Source organism: Phytohabitans rumicis (genome assembly GCF_011764445.1).
Lineage (GTDB): Bacteria > Actinomycetota > Actinomycetes > Mycobacteriales > Micromonosporaceae > Phytohabitans > Phytohabitans rumicis.
Window position 1 is genome coordinate 7,996,030 of the sequence record NZ_BLPG01000001.1, and the last position, 25,279, is coordinate 8,021,308.

Annotated in this window: 23 protein-coding genes and 2 pseudogenes; 12 read left to right on the forward strand and 13 right to left on the reverse strand. The window is 72.0% G+C overall.

The window, feature by feature from the left end:
• The first annotated feature begins 33 nt into the window (after positions 1 to 33).
• Together Prum_RS52500 and Prum_RS36255 are read left to right on the forward strand one after the other, a co-directional pair.
• Positions 34 to 1,583: pseudogene (locus Prum_RS52500) on the forward strand (class I adenylate-forming enzyme family protein).
• Positions 1,576 to 2,787, forward strand: coding sequence for an FAD-dependent monooxygenase (locus Prum_RS36255; protein WP_173080976.1), 1,212 nt, complete (start codon positions 1,576 to 1,578; stop codon positions 2,785 to 2,787). Before Prum_RS52500 ends, Prum_RS36255 begins: the two are co-directional and overlap by 8 nt.
• On the opposite strand, the gene Prum_RS36260 is transcribed toward Prum_RS36255, so the two are convergent.
• Together Prum_RS36260 and Prum_RS36265 are read right to left on the reverse strand one after the other, a co-directional pair.
• Entirely contained in the window at positions 2,784 to 3,245 is a 462-nt protein-coding gene (locus Prum_RS36260; RefSeq protein ID WP_173080978.1) for a carboxymuconolactone decarboxylase family protein, read from the reverse strand. The two genes, Prum_RS36255 and Prum_RS36260, sit on opposite strands and share 4 nt — an antisense overlap.
• A gap of 61 nt (positions 3,246 to 3,306) precedes the next feature.
• The gene (locus tag Prum_RS36265; RefSeq protein WP_246278328.1) at positions 3,307 to 4,071 is read right to left on the reverse strand and encodes an aminotransferase class IV family protein; all 765 of its coding nucleotides are present in this window, start codon (positions 4,069 to 4,071) and stop codon (positions 3,307 to 3,309) included.
• 46 nt (positions 4,072 to 4,117) lie between these two features.
• On the opposite strand from Prum_RS36265, the gene Prum_RS36270 reads away from it, so the two are divergent.
• Positions 4,118 to 6,502: a M64 family metallopeptidase gene (locus Prum_RS36270; protein ID WP_173080982.1), complete on the forward strand. Its 2,385-nt coding sequence runs from the start codon at positions 4,118 to 4,120 to the stop codon at positions 6,500 to 6,502.
• 675 nt (positions 6,503 to 7,177) lie between these two features.
• On the opposite strand, the gene Prum_RS36275 is transcribed toward Prum_RS36270, so the two are convergent.
• On the reverse strand, positions 7,178 to 7,750 hold the full coding sequence (locus Prum_RS36275) for a TetR/AcrR family transcriptional regulator (protein ID WP_173080984.1): 573 nt from the start codon (positions 7,748 to 7,750) through the stop codon (positions 7,178 to 7,180).
• Positions 7,751 to 7,833: 83 nt separating this feature from the next.
• On the opposite strand from Prum_RS36275, the gene Prum_RS36280 reads away from it, so the two are divergent.
• Entirely contained in the window at positions 7,834 to 9,246 is a 1,413-nt protein-coding gene (locus tag Prum_RS36280; RefSeq protein WP_173080986.1) for an MFS transporter, read from the forward strand.
• A 43-nt stretch (positions 9,247 to 9,289) separates the two neighbouring features.
• Positions 9,290 to 9,817 (forward strand): hypothetical protein, encoded by a 528-nt coding sequence (locus Prum_RS36285; RefSeq protein WP_173080988.1) that lies wholly within the window; start codon positions 9,290 to 9,292, stop codon positions 9,815 to 9,817.
• Here Prum_RS36285 and Prum_RS36290 read toward each other — a convergent pair.
• From Prum_RS36290 to Prum_RS36315, 7 genes and pseudogenes are all read right to left on the reverse strand, one after another.
• A complete protein-coding gene (locus tag Prum_RS36290; protein WP_173080990.1) occupies positions 9,802 to 10,827 on the reverse strand; it encodes a LacI family DNA-binding transcriptional regulator in 1,026 nt (341 codons plus the stop codon). The two genes, Prum_RS36285 and Prum_RS36290, sit on opposite strands and share 16 nt — an antisense overlap.
• A 17-nt stretch (positions 10,828 to 10,844) precedes the next feature.
• The gene (locus Prum_RS36295) at positions 10,845 to 11,687 is read right to left on the reverse strand and encodes a phosphogluconate dehydrogenase C-terminal domain-containing protein (RefSeq protein WP_173080992.1); all 843 of its coding nucleotides are present in this window, start codon (positions 11,685 to 11,687) and stop codon (positions 10,845 to 10,847) included.
• On the reverse strand, positions 11,684 to 12,436 hold the full coding sequence (locus tag Prum_RS36300) for a sugar phosphate isomerase/epimerase family protein (protein ID WP_218577522.1): 753 nt from the start codon (positions 12,434 to 12,436) through the stop codon (positions 11,684 to 11,686). The genes Prum_RS36295 and Prum_RS36300 overlap by 4 nt, the downstream gene beginning before the upstream one ends.
• Complete coding sequence (locus Prum_RS55390) at positions 12,433 to 12,723, reverse strand: triose-phosphate isomerase (protein ID WP_371871314.1); 291 nt, start codon at positions 12,721 to 12,723, stop codon at positions 12,433 to 12,435. The genes Prum_RS36300 and Prum_RS55390 overlap by 4 nt, the downstream gene beginning before the upstream one ends.
• A pseudogene (locus Prum_RS52505) lies at positions 12,702 to 13,226 on the reverse strand (triose-phosphate isomerase); the annotation flags it as partial. The pseudogene Prum_RS52505 and the gene Prum_RS55390, both read right to left, overlap by 22 nt.
• Entirely contained in the window at positions 13,139 to 13,606 is a 468-nt protein-coding gene (locus Prum_RS36310) for a ribose-5-phosphate isomerase (protein WP_173080994.1), read from the reverse strand. The pseudogene Prum_RS52505 and the gene Prum_RS36310, both read right to left, overlap by 88 nt.
• On the reverse strand, positions 13,603 to 15,315 hold the full coding sequence (locus Prum_RS36315) for a dihydroxyacetone kinase family protein (RefSeq protein WP_173080996.1): 1,713 nt from the start codon (positions 15,313 to 15,315) through the stop codon (positions 13,603 to 13,605). Before Prum_RS36315 ends, Prum_RS36310 begins: the two co-directional genes overlap by 4 nt.
• A gap of 61 nt (positions 15,316 to 15,376) precedes the next feature.
• Between Prum_RS36315 and Prum_RS36320 the strand changes: the two genes are divergently transcribed.
• A complete protein-coding gene (locus tag Prum_RS36320) occupies positions 15,377 to 16,117 on the forward strand; it encodes an SMP-30/gluconolactonase/LRE family protein (RefSeq protein WP_218577524.1) in 741 nt (246 codons plus the stop codon).
• A 298-nt stretch (positions 16,118 to 16,415) separates the two neighbouring features.
• Here the strand turns inward: Prum_RS36320 and Prum_RS36325 are convergent, their stop codons facing one another.
• Together Prum_RS36325 and Prum_RS36330 are read right to left on the reverse strand one after the other, a co-directional pair.
• Positions 16,416 to 16,808 (reverse strand): carboxymuconolactone decarboxylase family protein, encoded by a 393-nt coding sequence (locus Prum_RS36325; RefSeq protein WP_246278329.1) that lies wholly within the window; start codon positions 16,806 to 16,808, stop codon positions 16,416 to 16,418.
• 9 nt (positions 16,809 to 16,817) lie between these two features.
• Entirely contained in the window at positions 16,818 to 17,570 is a 753-nt protein-coding gene (locus Prum_RS36330) for an SDR family NAD(P)-dependent oxidoreductase (RefSeq protein ID WP_173080998.1), read from the reverse strand.
• 189 nt (positions 17,571 to 17,759) lie between these two features.
• On the opposite strand from Prum_RS36330, the gene Prum_RS36335 reads away from it, so the two are divergent.
• From Prum_RS36335 to Prum_RS36355, 6 genes are read left to right on the forward strand one after another with little or no spacing between them, the layout of a single operon-like run.
• The gene (locus Prum_RS36335) at positions 17,760 to 18,911 is read left to right on the forward strand and encodes an ABC transporter substrate-binding protein (protein ID WP_218577525.1); all 1,152 of its coding nucleotides are present in this window, start codon (positions 17,760 to 17,762) and stop codon (positions 18,909 to 18,911) included.
• Positions 18,908 to 19,066, forward strand: coding sequence for a hypothetical protein (locus tag Prum_RS50045; RefSeq protein ID WP_218577526.1), 159 nt, complete (start codon positions 18,908 to 18,910; stop codon positions 19,064 to 19,066). Before Prum_RS36335 ends, Prum_RS50045 begins: the two co-directional genes overlap by 4 nt.
• Before the next feature lie 13 nt (positions 19,067 to 19,079).
• Positions 19,080 to 19,964, forward strand: a complete 885-nt coding sequence (locus Prum_RS36340) for a carbohydrate ABC transporter permease (RefSeq protein WP_173081000.1) — start codon at positions 19,080 to 19,082, stop codon at positions 19,962 to 19,964.
• A complete protein-coding gene (locus Prum_RS36345) occupies positions 19,964 to 20,791 on the forward strand; it encodes a carbohydrate ABC transporter permease (protein ID WP_173081002.1) in 828 nt (275 codons plus the stop codon). Before Prum_RS36340 ends, Prum_RS36345 begins: the two co-directional genes overlap by 1 nt.
• Positions 20,788 to 21,612 carry an aldo/keto reductase gene (locus tag Prum_RS36350; protein WP_173081004.1) on the forward strand — a complete coding sequence of 275 codons (825 nt, stop codon included), beginning with the start codon at positions 20,788 to 20,790 and terminating at the stop codon, positions 21,610 to 21,612. Before Prum_RS36345 ends, Prum_RS36350 begins: the two co-directional genes overlap by 4 nt.
• Complete coding sequence (locus Prum_RS36355) at positions 21,609 to 24,470, forward strand: glycoside hydrolase family 2 TIM barrel-domain containing protein (protein ID WP_173081006.1); 2,862 nt, start codon at positions 21,609 to 21,611, stop codon at positions 24,468 to 24,470. The genes Prum_RS36350 and Prum_RS36355 overlap by 4 nt, the downstream gene beginning before the upstream one ends.
• Here Prum_RS36355 and Prum_RS36360 read toward each other — a convergent pair.
• Positions 24,434 to 25,279: an NAD-dependent epimerase/dehydratase family protein gene (locus tag Prum_RS36360; protein ID WP_173081008.1), complete on the reverse strand. Its 846-nt coding sequence runs from the start codon at positions 25,277 to 25,279 to the stop codon at positions 24,434 to 24,436. The genes Prum_RS36355 and Prum_RS36360 overlap by 37 nt on opposite strands.

Genomic DNA, 25,279 nt, shown 5'->3' on the forward strand with positions numbered 1-25,279 from the left:
TTCTTCTCCGGGCGCGGTTTCTACCTGGGGCTGATGTTCGCGCAGGCGGCGGCCCGCCATCCCGATGTGCGCGTCACCCTCGACCGCCCGCTCGACGTGGCGGACGAGTACCGGCGCCACTACACGTACCGCGACCTGGCCGACATCGTCGACGACCTGGCGGGCCGGCTGTGGACGGCCGGGGTACGGCCCGCCGACCACGTCGCCATCCACAAGACCGACAACGTCGACATCGCGCTGCTGGCCTGCGCCGTCTCCCGGATCGGCGCGGTGCCGGCGATGCTGTCGCCGGCCCTGAGCGGCGTCGTCGTGGCCGGACTGCTGGCCCGGATCGACCGCCCCTGGCTGGTCACCGACGAGGCGAAGTTGGCCGGGCCGCTCGCCGACGTCGGCGTGCGCGAGCTGGCCCGGCGGGTGCTGACGGTGGGCCGGTTAGCGGGCGAGGTGCTCGGCGTGACCAACCTGAGCGGGCTCAGCCCCGACCCGTCCCGGCGCGGACCGGTACGGCTCGCACCGCAGGACCCGGTGTTGGTGACGCACAGCTCCGGGACCACGGGGTGCCGAAGCTGGCGGTGCACTGCGCGCAGGCGATGTGGCACCGGCTGGTACCGCAGAAGATGCTCGGCTGGCCCACCCGCGGCGAGACCGCGGCGTTGCACATGTCCTTCGTGCACTCGCGCTTCTACCATGCGCTGGGCGTGTTACTCCACTATGGAAGCCCGCTCGTGCTGCTGGTCGACCCGGATCCGAAAAGCGTCGGCCAGATCCTCACCAGCACCCGGCCCGGCATCCTGGAGACCCACCCCAACACGTACGTGCTGTGGGAGGACCTGGCCGACGCGCCCGGTGCGCCGCTGGCCAGCGTCCGCTGTTTCGGGAGCACCTTCGACGCCATCCACCCGCGTACCGTGCGCCGGCTGCTGGGCGCGTCGAAACGGGGTTCGCCGTGGCTGACCCAGCTCTACGGGCAGAGCGAGACCGGACCGGTCTCGGCCTGGTGGTACACCCGCCGCAGCGCGCGGAAGGTGAACAGCCGGCTGGTCGGCATCGGACTACCCGGCTTCACCCGCGTCCGGGTCGTCGACCAGGACGGCAACCGCGCCAAGCCGGGCACCCACGGCCACATCGAGGCCCGCACGTACGGGCGCTGCCTGACGTACCTCGGCGGCGAGCAGCTCTACAAGCGCCAACTCGACGGCGACTGGTGGCGGATGGGCGACATGGGCTACCTCAACCGGTGGGGCGCCCTGCATCTGATCGACCGGGAGGTCGACCAGATCGACTCCGTGGCCAGCAGCCTGGAGATCGAGGACGTACTCATGTCGCGGCTGGAGGAGCTGCGCGAGGTGATCGTCGTGCCGAACGGCGCGGGGGAGGCGGTGCCGGTGGTGTGCACCCGCAACGACGAACCGCTGGCGCCGGACCGGTGGAAGCGCGCCACCGAGGACCTCCCGGCACTGGCCGGTCCGATGCAGTGGCGCTTCGAGGACCTACCCCGCACCTCCACCTGGAAGATCAAGAAGCTGGAGATCGCCCGCATGCTCGCCAGCGGCGCCGTCCCGGCGGTCCGCTACGGTGGCTGAGCCCGGGCCCGCGGCGGCACCGGTCCTCGTGGTCGGCGCCGGCCCGGTCGGCCTGACCACCGCGCTCGCGCTGTGCGCCCGCGGCCTGCCCGCCACCGTGCTGGAGGCGGACCCGGAAAACCGGATCCGGCCGGGCAGCCGGGCGCTCTTCGTACACCGCGAGTCGCTGGCCCTGCTGGAACGGGCCAGACCGGGGCTGGGTACGACGATCGCCAACCACGGCGTGACCTGGCACACCCGGCGGACGCTCTACCGGGGCCGGCAGGTGTACGAGCGCAGTCTCGCGCCGCCGGAGCCGGACGCGCTACCGCCGTTCGCCAGCCTGCGCCAGGTGGAGACCGAACGGCACCTGCTCGCCGCCTGCGCGTCGGCGGGCGTCCGGTTCGAGTGGGACGCCGGGGTCGCCGGCGTGGCCGTCACGCCGGCCGGTGTGACACTGACCACATCGGACGGTCGGGAGTGGACAGCGGAGTACGCCGTCGCCGCGGACGGCGCCCGCTCGGTGGTGCGGCGGGCCTTGGACATCCCGATGTCGGGTACGCGCACGGAGGGCTGCCACGTCGTGGTGGACGTCGCCGAGCTGCCGTACGCCCCGCCGCCCTCGGAGCGGGTCTTCCACTACGAGCACCCGGCGTTGGGTGGGCGCACCGTGCTGCGCGTGCCGTTCGCCGGTGGGTTCCAGGTCGACCTGCAGTGCCGCGACGACGACCCGCCCGAGGCGTACGGGACGGCCGAAGCGGTGCGGCGCTGGCTGCCGGCGGTGGTCGGCGCGGGCTATGAGGACCAGATCCTGTGGGTCTCCACGTACCGCTTCCTCCAGGTCGTGGCGACGGCGTTCGCCGATCCGCGGCGCCGGGTCCTGCTGGTGGGTGAGGCCGCGCACCTCTTCCCGCCGTTCGGCGCGCGCGGCATGAACAGCGGCATCGCGGACGCCGTCGCCGCGGCGGACGCGATCGCGGCGGCCGTCGCCGATCCGGGCCGGGCGGCGCAGGCGGTGGACGGCTTCGCGGCCGACCGCCGGGCCGCCGCCCTCTTCAACAGCGCGGCGGCCGGCACGGCGCTGGCGCACCTGCGCCCCGGCCGGGTGATGCGGGCCCGGCAGCGGATGGCCGCGGCGCTGGTCCCGATGCTGCCGCGGCTGGGCTCGTGGCTCGAACACGCCCCGTACGGGCCGCGCCAGACAGCCACGAGCCGCCGCTACTAGGGGGTCATGCGCGTCGCGATCGCGATCCGGTTGTACGCGTTGATCACCGTCGCCGCCCAGATCAGCGCGGCCACCTCGGCCTCGCTGAACACCTCGGACGCCTGCTGGTACACCGGATCCGGCACGCGTCCATCGTGGACAAGCGTGACCGCCTCGGTCAGCGCGAGCGCGGCCCGCTCCCGCTCGGTGTAGAACGGCGCCTCCGACCACGCGTTCAGCGTGTAGATCCGTTGCTCCGTCTCGCCCGCCGCCCGCGCCTCCCGGGTGTGCAGGTCCAGGCAGTAGGCGCAGCCGTTGATCTGTGACGCCCGGATCCGCACGAGCTCCAGCAGGGACGCGTCCAGCCCGGCCGACGTCGCCGCCGACACCGTGGCGGCGTTCAGCGCGCGCATCGCGGCGGACACGTCGGGTGTGACTTTCTTGAGGGTCACTCGGGCGGTCATCGTGTCGGTCGTCATGGCGCGATCGTATCCACGACTGTGGGGATCGGTGATCGGACGCTTGGCCCACCGCCGCGGATCAAAGTTCCTCGCCCGGGATTGCCAAATACGCCGCCTGGAGTTCGCCGATTATTGCGGCGTCGCTCGCCAAGGCGGTGTCGTCGATCTGGCCGACCGGGCGCACACCCACCGCGGCGTTGGTGACGAACGCGGCCGACATCGACGCCGGCTCCGCGATCGGTCGTACCATCGCTGTTTGGCTGAGGCCCTTCAGCAGCGCCATGGTGACACCCGGCAACTGCTCGGCGGCGGGCCACACCACACTTTCCCCCTCGATGAAACCAATGTTCCAGGTGGCTCCCTCGGAGACGTTTCCGTGCCGGTCGACGAAAAGCACATCGTCAAACCCGTTCCGCTGCGCCTTCCGCCGTTGCTCCATGGCACCGAACAGGCCCACATGCTTCACCCGGGGGCGGTCCCGCTCGTACCCGGAAGTCTGTAGCCGCAGCGGCGGCAGGTCGTGATCCTGGACCGGCCGCGTGCTGACGAGCAGGCGCGGCTCGACAAACCGCGCCGGACGGCCCAGGTCCAGGTCCGGGGCGAAGACAGTCACCCGCACCATGATGGGGGAGTCGCCGCGGACCCGGCGGACGAGCCGGCGGACGGTCGCCGGGTCGAGGTCGGCGTCGAAGAGCGCGCGGCAGTCGCGGACCAGCCGCTCCAGGTGCAGCGACAGGCCACGGACGCGCCCCCGGTCGACCCGCATCGTGGTGAAGTGGCCGTAGTTCACCAACGCCAGGCGGGCCAACTCGTCCGGCGTCACGGCGCGACCGTCAAACTCCATCACGCTGTCATCCCATCACATCGACGTTTTTGGTTAGCCTCGAACGATGAGGCGTACATTCATGACGCTCGTTAGCGCGGCCACAGCCGTGCTGCTGACCGCACCGCAGACCGCGTGGGCCACCGCCGAGCCGGAAGTCGGTAGCGCCACTCTCGTACCGCTGCAGATCACGGGTCCGGCGAGCCAGCGGCTCAACCTGGTGGTCCTGGGCGACGGCTACACCGCCGCCGAGATTCCCAAGTTCCGCGCCGATGTCGACCGGCACCTCAACGTGCAATGGAGCATCGAGCCGTTCCGCAGCTACCGCAACTACTTCAACGTGTACGCCATCGAGATGGTCTCGGGCGAGTCCGGCATCCGGTGCGACCCCGACGACGACCCGCCCAACCCGGATCGCATCACACCGCTCGGCCTGCACTACGCGGACGGCTGCGTCAACCCGCTCGCCCGTGGCATCACGTTCCAGAGCTATGGCACGCAGGCGCTCAACCGTTACCTGGCCGAGCTGGTGGCGCCGCTGGGCGTCACGGCCAGCAACCGTCAGGTCCTCGCGATCGCCAACACCGACACGTACGGCGGGATCGGCGGCACCAACGCCACCACGTCCGGCGGCGCGCCGCAGGGGCCACTGATCAGCCCGCACGAGCTGGGGCACTCGCTCGGCCAGCTGCAGGACGAGTACCCGTACAGCGACCGGCCCACGCCGGGCGGCCCGTACTGCACCACCGCGTGCTCCGAGCCGGCCTCGCGGCACCACACCCGGCTGACCGAGCAGCAGATGCGCGACCAGCAGGCCAAGTGGTGGCGCTGGCTGGGTGAGGAGAGCGAATCCGGCGGCGTCATCGGCCGGTACGAGGGCGGCATGTACCGGACGTCGGCCGTGTGGCGGCCCAGCGCGCACTCCATCATGCGCTGGATCGGCTTCCACTACGACCAGGTGAGCCGCGAGGTCATGACGCAGCGCATCTCCGGCCGGCGGGACACCAACGCCATGGCGCTGTCGTCGACCCCGACGGGCCAGCCGGTTGGGCCCACCGACGTGCTGTGGGTGGAGACCCAGCACCCCGTCTACCACGAGCTGACCGTGACCTGGGCGGTCAACGGCACGGCCGTGCCGGGCACCCACAACAGCCGCAACCTCGCCCTCGCCGGCCTCGGCGTACGGGCCGGCGACACGGTGAGCGTGACCGTGCAGGACCCGACCGAGTTCGTCCGCGACCCCGCGATCAGAAACGGCGCCGCCCTGACCCAGACCCGGCAGTGGACCGTACGGGCCGAGCCGACCACGCCGGTCCCGGTCCCGGTCGCGATCACCGGCTCGACGCCGACCGGCTCGACGCCCGCCGGCGAGGGCGCCGTCGGTGGCCAAGACGTCGTGTACGTCGAGACGACCCACCCGGCCGACCGGGTGCTGGACGTGACGTGGCGCCTGGACGGCCGGGCGCTGCCGAACCCGTACCAGAGCCGCAACGTCGACCTCGGCGCCCTCAACCTGGGCCCGGGGACGTACCAGCTGACCGCGACCGTCACCGACCCGGCCGCCCCCGGCGGCGCCTCGGACAGTCGCACATGGACGGTCGACAACGTCGAGGCCGCGGCGCCGGCCAACCTGTCCGAGCCGCTGGCCACCCTGCCCGGGAGGACGCCGCACCACGTGTACTTCGAGCGCTTCACGATGGGGCTCGACCCGACCGACGACCGGATGGGCTTCACGGTGGGGGAGTTCCGGCTCGACCGCGACGGCTGGTTCAACTACTTCGGCTGGCCCGACGCGCCGCCCGGCACGCCGTTCCTGTTCACCCCGACGGGCACGATCATCAAATCCCTGGTCTACGGCAACCTCGGCTCCGGCGGGCTGTCCAAGGCCGTCTTCGAGCAGACCGATCCGGGGTACGGCACGCACACGGTCGAGCACCGCGCCATCGACGCCGCCGGCAACGTGGGTACGGCGGACGAGTTTCGGGCGACGGTGCTGCCCGGGACCGCGCCCGCCTGCACCACCACGCTGACCGGAAACCGCCCTGGCAACCTGGTCGTGACCAGCGGCGTCACCTGCCTCGACGGCGCCCGTGTGGCCGGCCGCGTCACCGTACGCCCCGGCGCCTCGCTGGTGGTGTCCGGCGGATCGATCGCGGGCGCGCTCACCACCGACCGGGCGGCGGTCGTACACCTGTTCGACACGACGGTCAACGGTGCGATCCGGATCGCCGGTACGACCACCGACGTGACCGCGGCGGGCAGCACGCTGGTCGGCGCGGTCACGCTGTCCGGCAACCGCACCGGCGACCGCCCGGTGATCCTGGCGGGCAACCGGGTCGACGGCGCGCTGGCGTGCACCGGCAACGGCGCCGTCGCGGACTTCGGCGCCCGCAACGATGTACGCGGATCGAAGACCGGCCAGTGCGCCGCCCTGCCCCGGGCGGCGCCCTAGCCCGCGGCGCGCGCCCCCGCCCTCGCTCTTGTCGCGCGTCGATCAAGGCTTTCCGCGTCGATCAAGGGCAAACGGTCGTGGATCGGAGATCAAAGCACGGCCGTTCGCCCTTGATCGGCGGGCGAGTCCTTGATCGGTGCGGCCCGCGCGCGGGTGGTGACGCTGGCGGGTCCGGCGGGGCTGGCGTGCCCTTGTGGCGCGTGGATCAAGGGTTTCCGCGTCGATCAAGGGCGAATGGTCGTGGATCGGAGATCGAAGCACGGCCGTTCGTCCTTGATCGGCGGGCGAGTCCTTGATCGGCGCGGCTCGCGCGGGGGTGGTGACGGCTGCGGGTCCGGCGGGGCTGGCGTGCCCTTGTGGCGCGTGGATCAAGGGTTTCCGCGTCGATCAAGGGCGAATGGTCGTGGATCGGAGATCGAAGCACGGCCGTTCCTCCTTGATCGGCGAGAAGGTCCTTGATCGGCGCGGCTCGCGCGGGGGTGGTGACGGCTGCGGGTCCGGCGGGGCTGGCGTGCCCTTGTGGCGCGTGGATCAAGGGTTTCCGCGTCGATCAAGGGCAAACGGTCGTGGATCGGAGATCAAAGCACGGCCGTTCGCCCTTGATCGACGCAGAAAAGCCTTGATCGACGAGAAAGCCCGCAGCCCGCGAGCGGGCCGCGGACGCGCGGCGGCGGCTCAGGGCGTGGGTAGGGAGGTGATCCAGCGTTCCAGGTGGCGGACCTCGGTGGTCATGATCTCGGGGTCGCGTAGCGCGTTGCTCAGCACGGCGCCGCCTTGTACGCCGGCGAAGAGCGCGACGGACAGCGCGCGTGCGTCGGTTCGGCCCAGCTCGCGGAACTGGCCCTCGGCCCAGTCCAGGATCAGGTCGACCGGCTTGGCCGCTTCGCGGTCGAGGCCGTCGTCGCGGCGGTCCAGTTCGCTGGTGAGGGTGCCGAACGGGCAGCCGTACCGGGCGACCAGCTCGCGCATTTCGACCCACTGTCCGACCAGGGCGGTGAGGCGCGCGGCGGGCGTCGGCTGGCGTTCGAAGTCGGCGAGCATGGCGCGGACCTCGGCCACCCGCGCGTCGATCACGGCGCGTACCAGGTCGTCTTTGGTCTTGAAGTAGTAGTAGACGTTGCCCGGCGGCACGGCCGCGGCGTGCGCGACCTGGGCGAGTGTCGTGGTCGCGACGCCCTGGCGGTGCAGGAGCTCGCTCGCTCCCGCGACCAGCCGCTCGCGCTTGCCGGAAGCCCGTTGGTCAGTCATCTCACTCAGCAGGATAGCGGTCGGCGAGCCGGCCCTGCTAGCGTGAGTTAGTCAGCTCACTAACTTACCGATCGGAGTCGTGCATGACCACCCTCCTCGCCACCCGGCGCGGCGTGCTCACCCTGCTGCTGCTCTCGGCGGTCCAGTTCCTCGACATCGTCGACTCGTCGATCATGAATGTGGCGCTGCCGTCGATCCGCGGCGATCTCGGGTTCTCCCAGCAGAGCCTGCAGTGGGTGCTCAGCGGCTACCTCGTCACGTACGGCGGGTTCCTGCTCCTCGGTGGCCGGGCGGCCGACCTGCTGGGCCGCCGCCGGATGCTGGTGGCCGGCACCGTCCTGTTCGCACTGTGCTCATTGGCCGGTGGGCTGGCAGCGAACGCCGGCATGCTGGTCGGCGCCCGCGCCCTGCAAGGGATCGGCGCGGCGCTGATGGCACCGGCCGCCATGTCCATCCTCACCACCACGTTCAGCACGGCCGGCGACCGCGCCAAGGCGCTGGGCGTGTGGGGCGCCATCAGCGGGGTGGGCGCCGCCGCCGGCGTCTTCCTGGGCGGCGTCCTGTCGCAGGGACCGGGCTGGCGCTGGGTCCTGCTCGTCAACGTGCCGGTGTGCGCGCTCATCGCCGCCACCGCGTTCCGCCTCGTCCCCGGCGACCGGGGCGCCGACCGGCCCAGGAGCTTCGACCTGCCCGGCGCGGTTCTGGTCACCGGCGGGATGCTGCTCCTCGTGTACGCGCTCGTCCGCGCGCCGGAAACGGGCTGGGCCACCGCGAGCACGCTCGGCGAGCTGGCCGTCGCCGCCCTGCTGCTGATCGCGTTCGTCGTCGTGGAGCGGCGGACCGCCGACCCGCTCTTCCCGTTCGCGATCCTGCGGATCCGCGGGCTCGCCGCCGCCGACGCCACCCAGCTCATCGCGTTCGCCGGGTTCATCTCGATGTTCTTCTTCCTCACCCTCTACATGCAGAACGTGTTGGGCTACTCGCCGATCCGCAGCGGCTCGGCGTACCTGCCGGTCACCGCCGGCATCGTCGTCGCCGCCGGACTGTCCACCCGGCTCATCCCGCAGATCGGCACGCGGCCGCTCATCGTGGCGGGCACCGCCGTCGCCGCCGCCGGCACATACCTGCTCTCCCATGTGCCGCGCGATGGCGAGTACCTCACCGACCTGCTGCCCGGCCTCATGGTGATGTCGCTCGGGCTCGGCGCCGTCTTCGTGGCCGTCACCGCCGCCGCCAACGCGGGTGTCCCGGCCGAGCAGGCGGGGCTGGCCGCGGGCCTGCTCAATACGTCGTTGCAGCTGGGCTCGGCGCTCGGGCTGGCCATCTTCTCCGCCATGGCCACCGCGCGGACCGACGCCCTGGCCGCAGCCGGGGCGCCCGCGCTGGACGCGCTCACCGGCGGCCTCGCACGGGCACTGCTGGCCGCCGCGGTCTTCCTGGCCGCCGCCGCGTTCATCGGGCTCCGCGCGAGCAACGTCCGCGGGAACGCCCCGTAGGCTAAGGGGGTCCAACGCTGTCCCGTCCACGATGGAGAGAACGATGTACGCGCCTGTCCCGGAGCTCAACCTGTTGATGGAGTTGCAGGACCGGCTCGGGTTCGAGAGTTATGCCGACGGATTCGGGCTCACCGAATTCGGCGACACCTCGGGCATCGAGGCGGGCTGGTCGAAGGACCCCGAGTTCGTCCGCGCCTTGGAGCCGTTCGCCCAGGCGAACGGCAGCGGATCCATGTACGCCCTCTGGCGTCTCGACGACCGGACCGACCTCGCCACGCTCCCGGTCGTCGTGTTCGGCGACGAGGGCGGGCAGCACGTCGTCGCCCGCGACCTTCGGGAGTTGCTTCAACTCCTGGGCTACGACTGCGAGATCTCCGTCGACTGGGACGAGGCGTACTTCTACCGCGGCGACGACCACGAGCACACCGACGGGCACGAGGCGTACGTGGCGTGGCTGGACGAGCACTTCGGGCTGGCGCCCGCGGACGACCCGGAGGCCGTGGTCGAGGCGGCCCAGCACGAGTTCGGTGACCGGTTCGCGGCCTGGTACGGGCCCTACTTGCCGGACTGACCCCGGTCGCTGCTGCGGCGGACCACCAGATCGGGCGTGAAGACGACCTGGTGGTCCGGGGCCGGCGGCGCCTCACCGAGCACCCGGAGCAGCAGGTCGATGGCCGCGATCCCGAACTCCTCGTGCGGCGGTCGCACCGACGTGAGCGGGACGAGCGAGTTCTCCGCGTACTCGATGTCGTCATAGCCGACGACCGCGACGTCCTCCGGCACCCGGACCCCGCCGGTGACCAGGGTCTGCACCAGGCCGATGCCCAACAGGTCGTTGACCGCGAAGATGCCGTCCGGGCGCCGCCCCGCCGGGCGTCCGGTGAGCTCGGCGGCGACCTTGTGGCCGGTGGCGATGACCCGCGGCTCGGCCTCGATGACCTCCAGGGTGGCGGCGCCGCCGGACTCGCGGATCGCGTTGCTCGCGCCCTGCAACCGGTCGGCGACCTGCCGGATGCCCAGCGGCCCGCCGACGAACGCGATGTGCCGGCAGCCGATCTCGACGAGGTGGCGGGCGGCCTGGTACCCGCCGGACACGTCGTCGATGGACACCGACGGCTGGGCGGGCGTGCCGGCCCGCTGGCCGACCAGCACGGACGGGGTGCCCCGGCCCCGGATCGCGGCCAGCCGGGCCTCGATCGACCGCGGCGAGGCGACCAGCATGCCCCGGACCCCGTGCTCCTCGAAGAGGTCCAGGTACGAGTCCTCGCGCGCCTGGTCGCCGCCGGAGTTGGCGACGAACACCGACAGCCCGGCCTGCGCGGCGCGCTGCTCGACGCCCTCGGCGATGGTGGCGAAGAACGGGTTGCTCACGTCCGGGACGATGTACGCCACCGTCATGCTGTGGCCCAGCCGCAGCTGCCGGCCGGCGTTGTTGCGGACGAAGCCGAGCCGGTCGATGGCCTCCTGGATGCGCTTCGCCTTCTCCGCCGACACCCGGTCGGGGTGGTTGAGGAAGTGCGACACCGTGCCCATCGAGACGCCGGCCGCCGCGGCGACCTCCCGGATTCCTACCCTTGGCATCTCGGACCTCATATTGACTAGTAAACGTGCTGCAGCATCCGGGCGATGACCCGGTCCAGCTCCGTGTCGTCAAAGATCTTCTTCCAGTCCGGCCGGACGATCGTCTCGCGGCCGTAGTCCATCGCGATCCGGCACCCGTCCGAGAACGGGTTGGCGCCGCGCAGCGTGTTGCTCAGCGCCACCTGGATGTGCCCGTGCAGCATCGCGCGAGCGGCGGCCGACGGCACGCCGACCGTGTGCACGGCCTCGTGCAGCGCCTCGCGGAGCAGGTCGCCGACCATGCAGGCGACCGTCTCGACCAGGGTCGGCTCCAGCACCGCGAGCTGCTTGACGCTGACCCAGTGCACGTCCAGCACCGGGCCGTACATGACCCGGATGACCTCCTCGGCGACCGCCCTCTTGAGGTCCGGCCCCTCGAACGCCGCGACCACGTCCTGCGGCGCGGCCACGCCGCCGAAGCTGTCCGCGTACTCCTCCGGTGTGGTGCGCTCCAGGAACACCGAGGGGTGGCACGGGTGGGCGACCGCGTAGTGCACGTCGTCGCGCCGGTGCAGCACGCCCGCGTACGCGGCCGCCGGGTCCAGCGTGAGCACGATGGCGCCGGGCCGCAGCAGCGGGACGACGTCCGCCGACACCGCGGCGAGGGCGACGTCCGGCACCGCGAGGACCACGACATCCGCATCGGGTACGGCCGTACCCGTGTCGCTGAGCGTGCGACCCGCGGCCGTGACCCGCTCGCGGGCGGCCGGGGACGTCTCGCTGTAGCGCACGTCGTGGCTGGTGCGCGCCAGGTTGTCCGAGATCCGCATGCCCATCTTGCCGCCGGCGCCGACCACCGCGATGGTGCGTCGCTGCGTCATGCTCTCCTCCTCAGGTACGCCAGGTTGTGTGCGGTCCAGGTGCGCTCCAGCGCCACGGTGGCGGCCTCGTCGCCCTGCCAGGGCAGCCAGTGCTCGATGATCTGGCTGATCCCGCGCTCAGCGGGCCGGACCCGGGCGAAGAGCCGGTCCAGGTCGAGCTGGCCCTCGCCGAGCGGGCAGCCGGCCAGCCGGAAGCCGACCCAGCCCTCGTCCCGGGTGAAGGCGAAGTCCTTGACGTGCAGGTTCACCACGTGCGCGGCGGTCACGTCGACCACCCGGTCGGGGTGATCCAGCGCGGCCACGCCGTTGGCCGGGTCGAGGCAGATGCCGAGGTTCGGGTGCCCGACCCGCTCGACGAGCGCGACGAGGTCGGCGGCCGGCACCTTCTCGTACGTCTCCAGCGCGATCGTCACGCCGGCCGCCGCGTACCGGGGGAGGACCTCGGTGAGCTCCTCATCGGCCGCGGGCCCCGTCACCATCGTGCGCACCAGCCGCGCGCCGAGCCGTTCGGCGATCCCCAGGTACGCGTCGAGGTGGGCGACGGCGGTGCCCCGGGTGCCGAGTTCGAGGGCGACCCCGCCGGCGAGCGCCCGGGCGGCGAGCGCGTCCAGCCGGGCCGCGTCGAAGTCGGCCACCGCCGGGTGGTCGCAGATCTGGAACGCGTCCGCGCCCAGCTCGATCGTCCGGTCGAGCATGTCCTCGACGGTGAGCGGCTCCCAGAAGAACGCGTACGTGCTGAGCCCGATCACGGCGCCGCCTCGTCCAGGACATCGGCGAGCGCGGCCGGGTCGTGCGCGAACCTACCGAGGAACAGCCCGTCGACCGCGCCGCGTAGCCGGGTCAGCAGGCCCGGTCCGGCGCTGCCGCCGTAGACGACCGGGCTGTCGGGGACGCGCGCGCGCAGCGCATCGCACACCGCCGCGATGTGGTCCACGCCGGCCGGCTCGGCCGCGCCGATCGCCCACACCGGCTCGTACGCGACGACCACGGGGCGGGATCCGTTGACCCGAGCGCCGCGTCGAGTTGGCGCACGCACTCCTTCGCCGCCGCCGGCCCCGGGTGCGCCTCGCCCACGCAGATCACCGGGGTCAGCCCGGTGCGCAGGGCCGCCGCCGTCTTGCGCGCCACCACGGCGTCGTCCTCGCCGAAGAGGCGGCGCCGCTCGGCGTGCCCCACGACGGCGTACCGGCAGCCGAGCGCGGCCAGGTCGGCGCCGCTGACCGCGCCCGTGTACGGCCCCCGCTCGGCCCAGAACAGGTCCTGCGCCCCCACCGCGAGCGCCGAACCGCGTACCCGCTCGGCGACCAGCGGCAAGGCGGGCAGGCTCGGCGCGACCCACAGCCGTACCCGGCCGGCGACCCACGGCCGGTCGGCGAGCAGTGCCAGCACCCGTTCACACCAGTCCAGAGTGGACGGTATGTCGAGATACAGCTTCAGGCTGACCCCGATCGTCAGCATCGCGCCTCCGTGTCGTACCCGTCGATGACCCGCACCTTCTCCGCGGACGGCGACGTGGCGTCGAAGCGGTGGCCGAGCCATTCGCGGGCCAGGCGCCGGGCCAGCTCCAGGCCGACCACCCGCTGCCCGAGCGCGAGCACCTGTGCGTTGTTGCTGAGCACCGCGCGCTCCACCGAGTACGAGTCGTGCGCCGTCACCGCCCGCACGCCGCGCACCTTGTTCGCCGCGATCGCCACCCCCAGGCCGGTGCCGCACACCAGCAGCGCCCGGTCGGCCTGCCCGGCCGCGATCAGCTGCGCGGCGGCGACCGCGATGTGCGGGTAGGCGGTGCGCCCGTCCGCGGCAACGCCAACGTCCACAACGGACTCAACCAGGTCGCTCGACTCCAGGTCCCGCTTGAGGACCTCCTTGTAGTCGTACCCGGCGTCGTCGGAGCCGACGACGATTCGCCACCCGCTCATGCGTTTGCCTCCATTACTGAGCGCAGGATCAGGGCCAGCGACGTCGCGCCGGCGTCCGGGGTGCCGCGGCTGCGTTCGCCGTGCGGCCGCGCCCGGCCTCGTTTCGGTAGCAGATCCGCGGTCGACCGGGCGGCGTGCTCGGCCACCGGCACCGCAGCCGCCAGCGCGGCACGGGCGCCCTCGGACGCCGCCGCCCGAAACGCGTCCCGGAACGGCACCAGCACGTCCACCATCGTCTTGTCGCCGACCTTCGCGCCGCCGGCGGCCACCACCGCGGCCACGGCCGCGTCGACGGCGGCGGCCAGCGCGGCCGCGTCCGGCTCGGCGCGGTCGCCCACGCTCTCGCCGAACGCGCGCAGGGCCACACCCCACAGCGCGCCCGAGGTGCCGCCGGCGCGGTCGGCCCAGGCGTCCCCGGCGTGCCGCAGCGCGGTGCCGGTGCCGCCGCCCGCCGCGACCACGCGGCCGGCGGCGTCGAGCGCCGCGTGCGCCCCGCGCCGCATGCCGATGCCGTGGTCGCCGTCGCCGGCCACCGCGTCCAGCCGGCCGAGCTCGTCCGCGTGCGCGTCGACCGTCAAAACCGCCGCGGCCAACGCGTCCCGCACGGCCGCGGCGCCGCGCCGGCTGCCATCGGGTGCCACCTTGATGATCTGAGTACGCCCAGCGGGCTCGCCGGTTGGTCGCTCGCTGGCGGGCGGGGTGGCGCCGCCCTTGCGGTACGCGGGCGTGCTCGCCCCGGCGTGCCACAGCCGTTCCAGCTCCTCGTCCAGCCAGCACAGGGTGAGCGAGACGCCGGCCATGTCGAGGCTGGTGACCAGCTCGCCGACCTCCGGCTCGACCACCGCCACGCCGGCCGCCTCCAACCGGTCGGCGACCGCGCCGTACAGGACGAACAGCTCCTCGTACTTGACCGAGCCGAGTCCATTGAGGACGGCGACCGCTCGCGCGCCCCGGGCCGCCGGCAGGTCGTCGGGCAGCTCGGCCAGCAGCGGGTCGACGAGCCGGCCGGCCAGCTCCCGCGCGGTCGGCACGTCCGTCTCGTCGATGCCCGGCTCGCCGTGGATGCCCATGCCGACCGCCATCCGTCCACTAGGGACGGTGAAGAGTGGCTCGCCGGCGCCGGGCAGGGTGCACCCGCCGAAGGCCACGCCGAGCGTGCGGGTGCGGTCGTTGGCCCGCCGCGCGATCCGCGCCACCTCGTCCAGCGGGCGGCCCTCGGCACTCGCGGCGCCGGCCGCCTTGTAGACCACCAGCCCGCCGGCGATGCCGCGGCGCAGGTCCCGCCGGTCCGGGGGAGCGCTGGAGATGTCGTCGGTGACGAGGACGGTCTCGCAGGGTATGCCCTCGGCGCGCAGCCGCGCCTGGGCCTGGTCGAAGTGGAGCACGTCGCCGGCGTAGTTGCCGTAGGAGAGCAGCACTCCGCGGCCCCGCTGGGCGGCCATGGCGACGGCGTACACCTGCTGGGCCGACGGCGAGGCGAAGAGGTTGCCCATCGCCGCGCCGTGCGCGAGCCCGGGGCCGACCAGGCCGGCGAACGCGGGGTAGTGGCCGGACCCGCCGCCGATGACGAGCGCGACCTGGGATGCCTCCTCGGCGGTGCGGCGCACCACCCCGCCCGAACTGCGCCGGACCCACGGCGCGAACGCCCGCGCGAACCCGGCCGCGGACTCGTCAGCGAAGCGGGTCGGGTCGTTCGCCAGGTGGGTCACCAGGGCACCTCCGTACTTGAAACGTGTCAAGCATAGCAGGACCCCTGTCATACTTGGCTACATGCTGAAGCTGGTGGCTGCCAGGGCTGAGCTTGAAACGTTGTACAGCGGGACGCGGTGGGGCGAAGGCCCGGTGTGGCTGCCGGCGACCGGGCGCCTGCGGTGGAGCGACATCCCCAACGACCGGATCCTGGAGTACGCGCCGGACACCGGCCAGACGTCCGTCTACCGCGCCCCGGCCGGCTTCGCCAACGGCCGCACCCTGGACCACGCCGGCGCGGTGGTGCAATGCTCACACGGCCGGCGGGCGGTCGAACGCGACACCGGCGCCGCCGCGACCACCATCGTCGACGCGTGGGACGGCAAGCGGCTCAACTCGCCGAACGACGTCGTGGTCGCCGCCGACGGCGCGATCTGGTTCACCGACCCGCCGTACGGCATCCTCTCCGACAAGCAGGGCCACGTCGCCGAGCCGGAGTACGACGGCTGCTACGTCTTCCGGTACGACGAGCGGACCGGCCGGATCGCGCCGATGGTGACCGACATGGTCCACCCCAACGGGCTCGCCTTCGCCCCCGACGGCCGCACCCTGTACGTGTCGGACACCTCGGTCCTGCACCGCCCCGACGGCCACCACCACATCCGCGCCTACGACGTGGTCGCCGGGAAGTGTTCGCGCGGCCGGGTGTTCGCCGAGATCGACCCCGGCTGCCCGGACGGCTTCCGCGTCGACGGCGCGGGCCGCCTCTGGACGTCGAGCGCGGACTCCGTCCAAGTCCTAACCCAGACGGCGCCCAGGTAGCCCGCATCCCCGTCCCCGAACCCGTCTCCAACCTCTGCTTCGCCCCCGGTTACCTCTACATAACGGCGGCAACCTCCCTCTACCGCCTCCCCCTCGGGGTTGGGTGTGAACCGCGCAGGGTGAGGCCGCGGGAGCAACGGCCCGCACCGCGACGGACATCGCGGCAGCCCTGAATATCTAGCGGTGATCATGGAGTTAGCTGCGTGGGAGAGCGCTCTCAGTGCTGCTAACTCCATGATCACCGCGTGGGTGACCCGGGGGCGCGGGGCGGGGAGAGGGAGGGGGAGGGGTCAGGGGGCTAGGGGCGGGGGATTTCGGCGCCGCACTCGATCAAGGTGTCGGTTACCACGCGGATGGCGTTGAGGGCGCGGGGGAAGCCGGCGTATTGGACCACGTGGATGACGGTTTCTAGGATTTCGGTGGGGGTTAGGCCGGCGTTCAGGGCGCCTCTGGTGTGGCCGCGCAGTTGGGGCTCCAGGCCACCGAGCGCGACCAGGGCGCCGAGCGTGATCATCTCGCGTTGGGCCAGCGTGAGGCCCGGGCGCGAGTAGATGTCGCCGAAGTTGAACTCGATGCCGTAGCGCGCCAGATCCTGGGCGAGGCCGGTCTGCATGGCGATCAGACCGTCCGCCTTTCCCGCGCCGTACAGCTCCTCGAACTTGCGCTTGCCCTGCTCCAGCCTGTCTGTCACGGATACCCCTCAGATCGAATGCCCGCCGTCGAGCGGCAGGACGACACCGGTGATGTTGACGGCGGCGGGCGAGGCCAGGAACACGACCGCCTCGGCCAGGTGGTCCGGCTCGCCGAGCAGCCGGGTCGGGATCTGGGCGAGCAGCGCCTCCCGGCGTTCCGGCGTGTCCCGGTCCCGGCCGGGCGTGGCCTGCGCGCCGGGGGCCAGGCAGTTGACCGTGACGCGCTGCTCGGCCACCTCGATGGCGAGCGCCTTGGTCAGGCCGACCACGCCCGCCTTGGCGGCCGCGTACGCGGTGGCGCCGCGGACCAGCCGGCCGCCGGCGATGGCGGCGACCGAGGCGATGTTGACGATCCGCCCGTGCCGCTGGGCCAGCATCGACGGCAGGGCGGCCCGGGTGACGTTGAAGACGGTGGTGAGGTTGCGGTTGACCTGGGTCGTCCAGGTCTCGTAGCTCATCTCGTGGAAGAACTGCACCGCGCCGCCGCCCGCGCCGTTGACCAGGATGTCGACGGCGCCCCACTCGTCGGCGACGCGACCGACGGCGGCCTGGACGGCCGCGAAGTCGGTGAGGTCGACCGGCTCGGCCAGCGCGTCGACGCCGTGCCCGCGGACCCGCTCGGCGACCGCGGCGAGGCCGTCGGCGTTCAGGTCGAGTCCGGCGACCCGGGCGCCCGCGGCGGCCAGGTGCTCGGCGATGACGGTGCCCAGGGCGCCCGCGGCGCCGGTGACGATGGCTCGGTTGCCCGACAGAGAGATCACCTCGCCATTGTTCGGTCGTTACTTGAAACCTGTCAAACGCCGGCCATTGTTACGCGGGCTCGCCGAGACTGCGGAGTAGCCTCTGGACATGTGAGATCCTTGACAGTCCGTCGGTCGCCGGTCTAGCCTCCCCTTTGAAACGCTTCAAAGTCCCGCCGCGCTTCACGAGGAGGAAATGTGTCGGTTGCAATGACAGGGCGCCGCGGCTGGGCCCTGCGGCTGACGGCCGCAGCGGGGGCGGCGCTGGTGCTGGCCGGGTGTGCGTCGGACGGCGGTTCCGGGAGCGGTGGCTCCACGCCGGACAAGTTCACCCTGCTGACCCCGGCCGAAAACGCGATCATCCGCAACGAGCTGACCACGCTGTCCAAGAACGCGTGCGGCACGGCCGAGCAGGCTCTGCCGCTCAATAGTGAGACCGTCGCACAGTCCGACGTCGTCCAGAAGATCACGCTCCTGGCCAGCCAGGACGCCCTGCCGGTGATGTTCGTGGCCGGCACCGCCCAGGTGAAGCCGACCGGCGACCTGGGCAAGGGCAAGCTGATCGTCGACTACGAGCAGACGCTCAAGGACCTCGGCGTCTGGGACGACATCCTGCCCGCCGCCGCGTCGACCGTGAAGTCGGCGTACGGCTCCATGGCGTCCCTGCCGTTCCAGTACAACATCGAAGGCATCTTCTACAACAAGAAGCTCTTCGCCGACCACGGTGTCACCGCGCCGCAGACCTGGGACGACCTGGTCAAGGCGGCGCAGACCCTCAAGGCCGCCGGCGTGGTGCCGATCACCGAGGCCGGCAGCCAGGGCTGGCCCATCACCCGGCTGATCGGCATGTACATCTTCCGCAGCCTCGGCCCGGACGCGCTGACCGCCGTCAAGAACGGCCAGGCCAAGCTCACCGATCCGCAGTACGTGGCGGCCGCCAAGGCCGTCGCCGACCTGGGCGCCGCCGGGTACTTCGGCGAGGGCGTCACCTCCCGCAGCACCGACGCGGCGAACGCCCAGTTCCTCAACGGGCAGGCGGCCATGATGTACAACGGCTCCTGGTTCCTGGCCAACCTCAACGACCCGAAGCAGAACAAGGTCGGTGCGGAGAACGTCGGGTTCATCCCGTTCCCGACGGTGGCGGGCGGCAAGGGCGACAGCGGCCAGTGGCCGGCGAACGCCGGTGCGGCGACCGCGCTGTCCACCAAGGCGTACGGGCCGAAGGTCGGCGACTGGCTGAAGTGCGTCGCCGAGAACTACGGCAGCAGCGTCATGCAGAATCAGGGCGTGATCTCCGGCTTCAAGCTGAACCAGCCGGTCAGCAACGTCCCCCGCTCACCAAGCAGCTGCAGGAAATCGTGAGCCAGGCCAGAGCGACGGTGCTGTGGTTCGAGGCGCTCTTCGACGCGAAGACGACCTCGGACGCGCAGACCAACGTGGCCCTGCTGCTCACCGGCAAGGTATCGCCGGACAAGTACATGGCCACGCTCCAGGCCGACCTGGACCAGGCGCGCTGAGGGAAGGACCACGTTGCACAGCGTCCTGGGTGACAAGAAGGCCGTACTGATCCTTCTCGGTCCCGCGCTGCTCGTCTACACGCTCGTCAAGCTGGTGCCGGTGTTCTGGTCGTTGGGTTTGACCTTCTACACCGGTAACCCGCTTGGCGGGTTCGAGTTCGTCGGACTGGACAACTTCAGCCGGTTCATCGCCGACCCGCAGGCGCGGTCGGCGCTGTGGTTCACGCTGAAGTACGCGTTCGTGCTGTCGGTCGGCCAGATCGTGCTGGGGTACGCGCTGGCCCTGTTGTACGTCTTCGTGCTCCGGCGGGCGTCGAACTTCGTGCGTACCGTCGTGTTCTTCCCGACCGTGCTGCCCACGGTCGCGGTCGCGCTGCTGTTCAACAGCCTGTTCGCGACCGGGCAGCAGCAGGGACCGGTGAACGCGGGGCTGGAGGCGGCCGGACTGTCCTCGGTGGACTGGTTCTCCACCGGCGGCGGCACGTTCGTGGTCGCCATCGTGATGGAGCTGTGGCGGTCCATGGGCTTCTTCGCCGTCCTGCTCTACGCCGGCCTCCTCGACATCCCGGAGGAGACCCTGGAGGCGGCCAGGATCGAGGGCGCGACCGGATGGCGGCTGGTACGCCACGTGGTCCTGCCGCTGTCCCTGCCGATCCTGCTGTCCACGGTCATCTTCAGCGTGAACAACACGCTGAAGGTCTTCGACACCCTGCTGGCCCTCAACAACGGCGGGCCGGGCGGGGAGACCACGCCGCTGACGCTCTACATGTACCGCACCGTGTTCAACTACGCCGACTACGGATACGGCAGCACGATCGCGCTCGTCCTGACCATCATGTGCCTGATGGTGACGCTCGTCGTGTTCCGGTCGGCCCGACGCGACATCACGGGGTCCTGATGAGGTTTCTGCGCCGTCTGCCGCTGCGCATCGGCCTCACCCTGCTGGTGGCCGTCGAGCTGTATCCGTTGGTGTGGCTGGTGCTCGGCTCGTTCAAGACGCAGGACGAGTTCTTCTCCAAGCCGACCTGGGCGCTGCCCGAACAGCTGGACTTCCACAACTACACCGAGGCGTGGGCGGCCGGCGGCCTGGGGCGCAACGTGCTCAACAGCGTGCTGGTGACCGTGCCGGCGCTCGTCCTCATGATCGCGCTCGGCGTCGCCGCCGCGTACGCGCTGGAAGTGATGGTGTGGCGCGGGCGCAACGCGGTCCTGCTCGCCTTCCTGGCCGGCATCATGATCCCGGGCCAGATGATCCTGGTGCCGCTGTTCACGGTGTACTTCGAGATCGGCCTGACCAACACGCTGTGGCCGCTCATCATCACGTACACCGTGATGGGCCTGCCGCTGACCGTGTTCCTGATGGCCGCGTACCTGCGGGCCATCCCGCGCGAGGTCTTCGAGTCGGCCACCGTGGACGGTGCCGGGATGCTGCGCTCGTTCTTCCGGATCGCCGTGCCGATGATGCGCAACGCCATCGTCACCATCGCGCTGGTCGAGTTCTTCAGCGTGTGGAACGACCTGCTCATCGCGCTCACCTTCACCACCCGGGACGAGCTGGCGACCGTCCAGGTGGGGCTGTTGCAGTTCAGCGACGAGTACGGATCGACCCAGTACGGGCCGCTGTTCGCCGCCATCAGCATCAACGTCCTGGGTATCCTCGTGCTGTACCTGTTCCTGAACAAGCAGATCATGGCGGGCCTAGCGGCGGGGTCGGTGAAGGGATGAGGCCGGTCACCATCGGCACGTCCGGGTTGGACAGTGTGGACCTCGCGCTCGCGATCCTCCGTTCGCCGTACGGCCAGGTCGACACGTCCAACGCGTACGCGCGGGGGCGCAGCGAGGCGGTGCTCGGCGAGGCGCTCCGTGCGGTCGGGGCGGGCACCGTCATCTTCTCCAAGGCCGACGCCGACCCGGTGACCGGGGTGTTCGACGGCGACCGGGTCAAGCGCTCGTTCGAGGAGTCGGTCACCCGGCTGGGCGTGGACCGGCTGCCGCTGTACCACCTGCACGACCCGTACACCATCACGCTCGCCGAGGCGGCCGCGCCGGGCGGCGCCATCGAGGCCCTCGTGGGCCTGCGCGAGCAAGGGCTGGTCGACGCCATCGGCATCGCCGCCGGGCCGCTCGACCTCGTCGAGGAGTACGTGCGGACGGGTGCCTTCGACGCCGTGCTCACCCACAACCGGTACACGCTCGTGGACCGTGGCGCGGCCGGGCTCATCGCGGCCGCCCGCGAGCGGGGGATGCTGGTCTTCAACGCCGCCCCGTTCGGCGGCGGGCTGCTGGCCGGGTCGACCCGCTCCGCCGGCCGGTACGCCTACCGCCCGGCCACCCCCGAGCTGCTGGCGTACGTCGGCCGGCTGACCGCCCTCTGTCGTGAGTGGACGGTGCCGTTGCCGGCCGCCGCCCTGCACTTCTCGCTTACCGCGCCGGACGTCGACTCCACGGTGGTCGGCGTCTCCAGCGCGGAGCAGCTCGCCAACCTGGACACGCTGGTGGCGTACCCGATCCCGGACGGCTTCTTCGCGGCGGTGGCCGAGCTTTGAGCGACTTCGCGTACGTCGAGTCGTACGCGCCGGGCGAGGGGCGCCGCCGGCCGCGGGCCGACTTCCTCTCGGACGCGCCGCGCCTGTCCCTGAACGGCGATTGGCGCTTCCGGCTCTCGCCGACCGCGGCCGGCGCGTCCGACATGGACGACAGCGGCTGGGATCGGTTGCGGGTCCCTTCGCATTGGGTCCTTGAGGGGTACGACCGTCCGCTGTATACGAACACGGCGTACCCGTTCCCGCTCGATCCGCCGCGCGTGCCGGCGGAGAACCCGACCGGCGACTACCGCCGGCACTTCGACCTGCCCGCCGGGTGGCCGCCGGACGCCCGCGCGGTGCTGCGCTTCCAGGGCGTCGACTCGTGCGCCCGGGTCTGGCTCAACGGCACGTCGCTGGGGCACTCCAAGGGCAGCCGGCTGCCGTTCGAGTTCGACGTGACCGGGCTGCTGCGACCGGCCGGCAACCTGCTGGCCGTACGGGTGCACCGCTGGTCCTCCGGCAGCTACCTGGAAGACCAGGACATGTGGTGGCTGCCCGGCATCTTCCGGGACGTGGAGCTGCTGGCGCGGCCGGACGGCTGCGTCGACGACTTCTACGTCCACGCGTCCTACCTGGATGGTCAGGGCACCCTGCGGGTGGACGCCGACCGGCCGGGCACCGTCGAGCTGCCCGAGCTGGGCGTACGCGTACCGACCGGCGTCGAGGTGACCGTCCCGGTCGAGCCGTGGAGCGCCGAGTCGCCCCGGCTGTACCGCGGCACGCTGACCGCAGGCGGGGAACGGATCGCGCTCGCCGTCGGCTTCCGCACGGTCTCCATCGTGGATGGACGGCTGCTCGTCAACGGCGTACCCGTGCTCTTTCGCGGGGTGAACCGGCACGAGCACGACCCGGACCGGGGCCGGGCGCTGGACCGGGAAACGATGCTCCGGGACGTCGTGCTGATGAAGCGACACCACATCAACGCCGTACGCGCCAGCCACTACCCGCCGCACCCCGAGTTCCTGCGGCTGTGCGACGAGTACGGCCTGTGGGTGGTCGACGAGTGCGACATCGAGACGCACGGCTTCATCTACGCGGACTGGCGGGGCAACCCGCCGGACGAGCCGGCCTGGCGGGACGCGCTGGCCGACCGGATCGAGCGGATGGTCGAGCGGGACAAGAACCACCCGAGCGTGGTGGTCTGGTCGCTCGGCAACGAGAGCGGGGCCGGCGCCGCCTTCGGTGAGGCGTCGCGGTGGATCCGGGCGCGCGACCCGAGCCGGCCCATCCACTACGAGCGGGACCGGACGTACCGGCACTCCGACTTCGCCAGCGTCATGTACCCGTCGCTGGACGACCTCGACGCGATCGGCCGCCGCGAGGAGCCGGCCCCCGAGGGCGTCGAGCCCGGATCCCCCGACGACGAGCGCCGCCGCGGGCTGCCGTTCCTGCTCTGCGAATACGCCCACGCGATGGGCAACGGCCCCGGCTCGCTGGTCGACTACCAGCGCATCCTGGAGGCGCACGAACGGTTCTGCGGCGCCTTCGTCTGGGAGTGGATCGACCACGGCCTGCGCGCCCCCGACGGTGGCCTGTGGCACGGCGGCGACATCGACCACCGGCCCAGCGGCGGGCGCTTCTGCCTGGACGGCCTGCTCTTCGCCGACCGGACCCCGTCACCCGGTCTGGCCGAGTACGCCAAGGCCATCGAGCCGGTGGAGATCACCGTCGCGGGCGGGCGGGTGGCGCTGCGCAACCGGTACGACGTCGTCGACCTGTCCCACCTCCGTCTGGAGTGGACGGTGGAGGACGGGGGCGTACCGGTGGAATCGGGTTCGCTGGCGGTGCCGCACTTGCCGGCTCGCGGACTTGGCTCCGTGGCGATGCCGGTGGTGCCGGCCGGGCGGTCCGAGCGGTGGCTCACCGTCCGCGCGGTGCTCGCCACCGACACCGCCTGGGCACCGGCCGGGCATGAGGTGGCCTGGGGCCAGGGCCTCATCTCGGCCGCCGCCCCCGCGCCCGCCCGGCGCGGCTCGCTCGATCGCGGACCGGCTCGCTTCGACCCGCGCACCGGCGAGTTGGTACGCCTCGGCGACCTGACCGTCGCTGGGCCGATGCTCGACGTCTGGCGCGCCCCCGTGGAGAACGACCTCGGCCAGGGCGGCCGCAACAACCTCGCGCAGGCGTGGCGCACCGTTGGCCTGGACCGGATGCTGCACCGCGTCGACGAGGTGTGCGTGGCGGACGACCGGCTCGTGGTGCGCGGCCGCAGCGCACCGGCCGGCCGGGCCTTGGGCCTGCGCACCGAGCTGGTCTGGGAGCCGGCGGGCGACCACGCGGTCCGGCTCGCCGTCACCGTCGAGCCCGAGGGCGACTGGGCGGACGTCACCCTGCCCCGGCTCGGCGTACGGCTGGCGCTGCCGGCCGGGCTCGCGCGGGCCACCTGGTTCGGCCGCGGACCGGGGGAGTCCTACGTGGACAGTCAGGCGGCGGCGCGGGTGGGTCGGTTCGCGGCGGACATCGACGCGATGCAGACGCCGTACCCGTGGCCGCAGGAGAACGGCAACCACGTGCGGACCCGCTGGCTGGAGCTGACCGGCCCGGACCTGCCCACGCTGGGCGTACGGGGCGACCCGTGGTTCGACTTCACCGTACGGCGCTGGACCAGCGAAGCCCTGGACCGCGCCACGAAGCCGTCCGACCTGCACGCTTCGGATCGCGTGTGGCTGAACGTGGACCACGCCCAGCAGGGCATCGGCAGCGCCTCCTGCGGCCCCGCGCTCCCGGACCGCTACCGCCTCCCCGTGGCCCCGTACTCCTTCACCACCGTGCTCTCGGTCTGCTACAGCTCGGAGCGCCACAGGTGCACGGGCTCGTAGCCGAGCTCGCGTCGGGCCGCGTCGATGGAGAGCAGGGTCTCGTGCCGGGCTAGCTCCTTGCGGAGCGGTACGTCCGGGAAGGCGCCCGCCACCAGCTCCGTGCTCGGCACAGTCAGCCCGGTGTCGGAGGCCGCCACGTTGTACACCGCGAAACCCGGGCGGGCCGCGGCCAGGGCGAGCGCCACGGCCGTCGCCGCGTCCCGGGCGTCCACATAGCTCCACAGCAGCACCCGGCGGTACGCGGGGTCGTGCCCGCGCTCGGCGAACGTCGCGTAGTCGCCGGGGCCGGTCACGTTGGTGAACCGCAGCGCGGTGATGGACAGCTCGGGCCGCCATCGCACGAGCTGCGCCGCCATCGTCTCTTCGAGCACCTTGACCAGGCCGTACGTGTTGTTGGCGCGGGGCTCGCTCGCCTCGTCCAGCGGCAGGTACGCGGGTGGCTCGTCGAACGGGAAGCCCAGCGCGGTGATGCTGGAGGCGTACACGACGGTGGTGATGCCGGCCCGCAGCGCCGCGTGGAACACGTTGAACGAGACGGTCATGTTGGTGTGGAACGTGGTGACGTCGGGGACCAGGCCGTTGACCGGGATCGCCGCCAGGTGCACGAGCGCGTCCAGGCCCGCGTGCCGGGCGGTGACGCCGAGCAGGGCGTCGAGCGCCTGCCCGTAGTCGGCGAGGTCGACCCGGGTGAAGCCGGCGCCGGGCGTACCGGCCAGGTCCAGCCCGAGCACGTCGTGCCCGTCCGCCCGCAGCCGCGCCACGGTGGCGGTGCCGAGCTTGCCCGAGCTACCGGTGACCGCGATCCGCAC